Here is a 6,000-nt window from a genome sequence, read left to right as displayed (position 1 = left end):
GGTGGCGGCCACCAGCTTCGTCCGCGGACCGAGCAGTTCCTCGAATTCGCTCAGCAACAGGTTGCCCGCGTCGTCGATCGGCGCGACCTTCAGGATCGCGCCGGTCTTCTGCGAAATGAGCTGCCAGGGAACGATGTTCGCGTGGTGTTCGAGGTGGGTGATGACGATCTCGTCGCCCGGTTGCAAATGCTTTGCGCCCCAGGCGTGCGCCACCAGGTTGATCGCCTCGGTGGTGCCGCGCACGAACACGATGTTCTCGGAGCTCGGGGCGCCGATGAAATCGGCCACGGTGTCGCGGGCCTCTTCATAGGCATCGGTGGCCCGCGCCGCCAGCTCGTGTGCGGCGCGGTGGATGTTCGAATTCTCGTGAGAGTAGAACCGCACCAGCCGGTCGATCACCACCTGGGGCTTCTGGGTGGTCGCCGCATTGTCGAACCAGATCAACGGCTTACCGTTGACGACCTCCTTCAGGATCGGGAAGTCCGCCCGGATCGCGTTGACGTCGAACACCTCATGGTCGTCCCGCAATCGCGGCACCGACTCGGTCGCCGTCAGGAAGCGGTAGTTCTGTTCGTCGCCCACCGGCGCGGCCGCCGGCGCGTCAGACCAGCCAAGGTTGACGGCCGCCGGAGCCTCGGGCAGCCACCACGGCGCCGAATTGCGCTGGGCCGCCGGAACAGCCGGCGGCGTCCCGGCCAGCACTCCGGGGACCGTCGGCACGATGCCACGGGGCACCACGAATCCGCCCGGGTGGGTGGCGCTGGGCGGTAGATGGGGACCTGCCGGTGCCGCCGTCGTATCGGGCACACCGCCGCGGGGGGCGACCGGCACCGCCTGCGGCGGGGCTTCGGGTTCGGGTGACGTCGGCGCGGGGAGGTAGATGTCGGTGAAACCCAGCGCCGGAACCGGCGCCGGATACACATCGGCGGTACCCGCGGCGGCCTGCCCGGCCGACGTCGCGGCCGTCGTGTCCGGCACGCCGCCCCGCGGCGCGACGGGCACCGCCTGCGGCGGGACCTCGGGTCCGGGAGACGCCGGCGCCGGCAGATCGATGTCGGTGAAACCCAGCGCCGGAACCGGCGCCGGATACACATCAGCGGTGCCCGCCGCCGCCTGCCCCTCCGACGTCACGGCCGTGACGTCGGGCACGCCGCCCCGCGGGGCGGCCGGCACCGACTGCGGCGGGCTATCCGGACCCGGGCGGATGCTGGCCGCATACAACTGGCTGGCCAGCGCGGCGAGCTCCGCGGCGCTGATCGGCAGGTCGCTTTCGGCGTCTACCGCGCGGTACTCACTTGTACTCATGGAACTGGTCCACGGCGACGCCGTCCAGCACGCCGAGCGCGTCGTCGGTAAGCACGGCGAGGGACGTGTAGAGGGTCACCAGGTAGGTCGCGATCGCCGACTGGTTGATGCCGGTGAACCGCACCGAGAGGCCCGGCGCCTGTTCGCCAACCAGTCCCGGCTGGAACAGGCCCACCACGCCCTGCCGCTCCTCACCGGTGCGCACCAGGATGAACTTGGTCTTGCCGTCCTCCACCGGAACCTTGTCCGACGGAATCAGCGGGATGCCGCGCCAGGTGATGAACTGCGCGCCGAACAGGCTCACGACCACCGGTGGCACGCCCCGGTAGGTGGCCTCACGGCCGAACGCGGCGATGCCCAGCGGATGGGTCAGGAAGAAGCTGGGCGTCTTCCAGACCTTGGTGATCAGCGCATCCAGGTCGTCGGGCGTCGGGGCGCCGGCCAGCGTCTGGATCGTCTGCTCGGGAGTCGCCTGGGCGAGCAGCCCGTACTCGGGGCTGTTGACCAGCTCGAACTCCTGGCGTTCCTTGATCGTCTCGATGGTCAGCCGCAGCTGCTGCGCGATCTGATCGTGCGGGCTCGAGTACAGGTCGGAGACCCGCGTGTGGATGTCGACCAGGGTCGAGATGCTGCGCAGCGTGTATTCGCGCGGACTCGTCTCGTAGTCGACGTAGGTCTCCGGCAGGGGTTCTTCGGTGCCCGCGCCCGCTTCGGCCTTGATCGCCACCCCTTCGGGGTTGACCACCCGGTTCACCCGGTACAGGCCCGCTTCCACCGGGACCCAACTGAGCAGATGCAGCAACCAGCGGGGGGTGATGGTCGAAAGCTGCGGGACGGTCTTGGTCGCATTGGCAAGCTGCCTGGCTGCGAGATCGCCAAGTGCCTGAGACTCGCTTTGAGCCGACGTCATTGGGTCCTCCATGGTCGGTCGAATACCGCGGCGTGGTGCGGCAGGTCCATGTCACCGGCCGTGACCGGGTCCGCGCGCCGAGCTTAGGCAAGTTTAGGAGCGCCGCACAGCCTTTACTTGCGTACTGAGTAAAAGGGCCGTAAACCGCCCGCGATCTGACAGTGATCGTCGTCTGCCCCTATAGTGGGGCCTATGCAACAGGCCGTTCAGCTGCGCTTCGTTCCTTCGCGCTGCATTGTCGCCGGCCGTTGTTGTCGCTGTTGTTGATTTCCTGACGCTCTTACGACGCCTTAGAAAATTCCGCGCTCTCCCGCCGGTGGATGGGCTATCCGTCTTCCCCGCGGTCGCCGGGCGCGCATTCGTAACCAACGCCTTTCAGGAAGATCAACCACTCATGACAGTGTTGTCCATACCCACCCGCGCCTCGGCGCCGGTGGAGACCCGCCGCCGGGTCCTCGTCCGGCCGGCAACCGAGCTCGCGCGGATGACGCGCTACCGCGGCGGCACGTACTCGCATACCGTGGACACGATCGTGTTCGCCGACGGTAGCTCTGCACGCACCGACCTGATCAGGGTCAATCCCAACCTGCACGCGTATTCGCTGGACTTCTTCGGCATCGCGCCTCATGAGCCATCCCGATACCGCCTGGACAGCTGGTCCGCGCTGCCCCACCTGCGCAGCCGCGACCACGAAGCGGAGGTCGACTGGATCCTGCGCAACTCCTTCCCGATGCGCTCGGCCGCCGCACTGAGCGACGAACTGCGCGCCGCGCGCGACGCGCTGGGACGTGCCCACATCAGCGAACATGAAGCGATAGCCGCAACGCAGGCCGCGATTTGGCATTTCACCAACGGTTTGGATCTCGACACCCGGCCCCTCAACGTTCCCGTCAAGGTGCGCCGAGCGGGCGGACGCGTGATCACCTTCGAATTCGACGGCGAACCGCAGTTGGGCGGCTACTCGGTGTGGGTGGCGTCCGACGCCGCCGTCGGCCTGAAGCTGCAGAAGTCGGCTGATGGTGTTGTCTGGCAAGACATTTCGCGCTCCCATCTAACAGTAGACGCGGGCACGGGCCGCCATCGGCGCACCCTCGGGGTGGGCAGCACGCTGTCGACCAGCAGCCACGGCGGCGGCGGGCGCGGCTATCGCCACTACCGGTTGGTCGCGACGACGGACGCCGCCAACCCGACAATCGACCATGTTCGCTTCTGGCTGACCGGTGCCCGCCACTACCGCAATGCCGACCGCATTGTGCACCTCTACAATTATTTGGTTGACGGGGCGCGCAAAGCCCTGCGCGATACCGTGGAGCCACAGCTAGTCGACACCGAAGCAACCGCCAATTCGGAGCTAATAGGACCGTTTCAAGTGCCAATCCCGTTGAAACTCAACGTCGGTGAAGGACACACACTCGTCGACTCCGACGGTGCGAACATCGTCGGCATTGTGCAGGCGGGCACGGACTTTTACCTGCGGCCCGCACCGGGTACGTCCACAACGACCGTCACGGCAACAACACCGCAGAGCTTCAGCGGGCGGGTGCTGACCGGAGTCGCACAGGAGGGGGCATCACACCGATTCACACCGATCGCGCTCACCGTGCCCACGGACGTGGCCATCGAATTCGACATCAGCTGGCAGACCGACGAGTCATGTACCGACATCGCCTGAGGAAGACAGATGAGCATCGCAGATAACGTCACACAACTGATCGGGAACACGCCGCTGGTCCGGCTGAACCGGGTCACCGAAGGGGCGGTCGCCGACGTCGTCGCCAAGCTGGAGTTCTTCAACCCGGCGAACAGCGTGAAGGACCGCATCGGGGTCGCCATGCTGGACGCGGCGGAGGAGGCGGGGCTGATCAAGCCCGACACCATCGTCCTGGAGCCGACGAGCGGAAACACCGGCATCGCGCTCGCGATGGTGTGCGCCGCACGCGGCTATCGGTGCGTGCTGACCATGCCGGATACGATGAGCACGGAACGCCGAATGTTGTTGCGCGCGTTCGGCGCCGAGATCGTGCTGACGCCGGGCACCGAAGGCATGGCGGGGGCCATCGCCAAGGCCGAAGAGCTGGCCAAGAACGACCAACGGTATTTCATCCCCCAACAGTTCGAGAACCCCGCGAACCCCGCGATCCACCGCAAAACCACCGCTGAGGAGGTCTGGCGGGACACCGACGGCAAGATCGACTTCTTCGTGGCCGGGGTGGGCACCGGGGGAACGCTCACCGGCGTCGCTCAGGTCATCAAGGAGCGCAAGCCGTCGGCGCGCTTCGTGGCCGTGGAGCCCTCCGCCTCAGCGGTCCTGTCCGGCGGGCAGAAGGGGCCGCATCCCATTCAGGGCATCGGGGCCGGATTCATCCCGCCGGTGCTCGACGTCGACCTGGTAGACGAGATCATCGCCGTCGGCAACGAAGAATCGCTGGACATGGCGCGGCGGTTGGCCCGGGAGGAGGGGCTGCTGGTCGGCATCTCCTCGGGCGCCGCAGTGGTCGCGGCGCTGCAGGTGGCGCGCCGTCCCGAAAACGCCGGCAAGCTGGTGGTGGTGGTGCTGCCCAGCTTCGGTGAGCGGTATTTGAGCACCCCACTCTTTGCCGACCTGGCGGATTAGCCATGCTCGCGGACATACGACGTGACATCCAGGCCGCCAGGGAGCGCGACCCAGCCCGACCGACCACGCTCCAGGTGATCCTCGCCTATCCCGGCGTGCACGCGATCTGGGGACATCGAATCAGCCACCGGTTATGGAACCGCGGTGCGCGGCTGGCCGCCCGGATACTCAACGAAGTCACTCGCATCCTGACCGGGGTCGACATCCACCCGGGCGCCGTCCTCGGCCCCGGCCTGTTCATCGACCACGCGACGGGCGTGGTCATCGGCGAGACTGCCGAGGTCGGCGAGGACGTGACGATCTACCACGGCGTCACCCTCGGCGGCAGCGGACGGGACACCGGCAAACGCCACCCCACCATCGGGGACCGGGTGACCATCGGCGCCGGCGCGAAGGTGCTCGGCGCGATCAAAATCGGCGACGACAGCCGGATCGGCGCCAACGCCGTGGTGGTCAAGGAGGTGCCGTCGAGCTCGGTGGTGGTGGGAGTTCCCGGGCAGGTCATCAGCCGCAGCCGGCCCGCGCCCGGTGGCTCCGACGACGCGATGATGCCCGACCTCGTCGGTGTCAGCCTGCAGTCGCTGCTCACCAGGGTTTCCAAGCTGGAGAACCGGGTGGACGGTTCGGAGACCGGCCGCGTGATCCGGCCACCCGAGGCCGGGGTGTGGCACGGCGAAGACTTCTCCATCTGAGGACCCCGTGAGCACTCTTGTCATCGCCGGAACGGCCCTGGTCGCAGCGCTGAGCGCTGCGACCGCGATCGGTGCGGTGCTCAATCGACGCTCGGGCGTGCTGCGCGAGACCGGCACCGATTCCGAACACGACAACTCGGACCTCGGCTTGGCATCGACGGGGCCGACGGTCGTGCACTTCAGCGCCGCGTGGTGTGGGCCATGCGGAGCGGTTCGCCGCGTAGTCGACCAAGTGTGTGCCGACCTCGGCGACGTGTCGCACGTGGAGATCGATATAGACGCCAATCCCGCGGCCGCCAAACGGCTCTCGGTGTTGTCCCTGCCGACGACGTTGATCTTCGACGCCGAGGGCCGCCAGCGCTACCGCAGTGCCGGCGTGCCGAAGGCCGGCGACCTGCGAGCATTGTTACAGCCCCTGTTGGCGTAGCTCGAATCACCAAGAAATCGAACGATTTTGCGCCACGCGTGGCGGCGTGAAC

The 6,000-nt window shown here is 67.3% G+C and carries 6 protein-coding genes; 4 read left to right on the top strand and 2 right to left on the bottom strand.

What is annotated here, in order from left to right; translation table 11 throughout:
* Together A5713_RS07425 and A5713_RS07420 are read right to left on the bottom strand one after the other, a co-directional pair.
* On the bottom strand, positions 1-1,305 hold a 1,305-nt coding region (locus A5713_RS07425; protein ID WP_156751787.1), incomplete at its 3' end, for an aminotransferase class V-fold PLP-dependent enzyme.
* Entirely contained in the window at positions 1,292-2,215 is a 924-nt protein-coding gene (locus tag A5713_RS07420; RefSeq protein ID WP_067917186.1) for a family 2A encapsulin nanocompartment shell protein, read from the bottom strand. The genes A5713_RS07425 and A5713_RS07420, both read right to left, overlap by 14 nt.
* A 394-nt stretch (positions 2,216-2,609) precedes the next feature.
* Here A5713_RS07420 and A5713_RS07415 point away from each other — a divergent pair, with 394 nt between their 5' ends.
* From A5713_RS07415 to A5713_RS07400, 4 genes are read left to right on the top strand one after another with little or no spacing between them, the layout of a single operon-like run.
* On the top strand, positions 2,610-3,887 hold the full coding sequence (locus A5713_RS07415; protein WP_067917184.1) for a thioester domain-containing protein: 1,278 nt from the start codon (positions 2,610-2,612) through the stop codon (positions 3,885-3,887).
* 9 nt (positions 3,888-3,896) lie between these two features.
* A complete protein-coding gene (gene cysK, locus A5713_RS07410) occupies positions 3,897-4,829 on the top strand; it encodes a cysteine synthase A (RefSeq protein ID WP_067917182.1) in 933 nt (310 codons plus the stop codon).
* 2 nt (positions 4,830-4,831) lie between these two features.
* On the top strand, positions 4,832-5,521 hold the full coding sequence (gene cysE / locus A5713_RS07405; protein ID WP_067917181.1) for a serine O-acetyltransferase: 690 nt from the start codon (positions 4,832-4,834) through the stop codon (positions 5,519-5,521).
* 7 nt (positions 5,522-5,528) lie between these two features.
* Entirely contained in the window at positions 5,529-5,948 is a 420-nt protein-coding gene (locus tag A5713_RS07400; RefSeq protein WP_067917178.1) for a thioredoxin family protein, read from the top strand.
* Positions 5,949-6,000: the final 52 nt, after the last annotated feature.

Source organism: Mycobacterium sp. E2497 (assembly GCF_001668695.1).
Classification (GTDB): Bacteria; Actinomycetota; Actinomycetes; order Mycobacteriales; family Mycobacteriaceae; genus Mycobacterium.
This window is presented reverse-complemented; position numbering and strand designations above follow the sequence as displayed.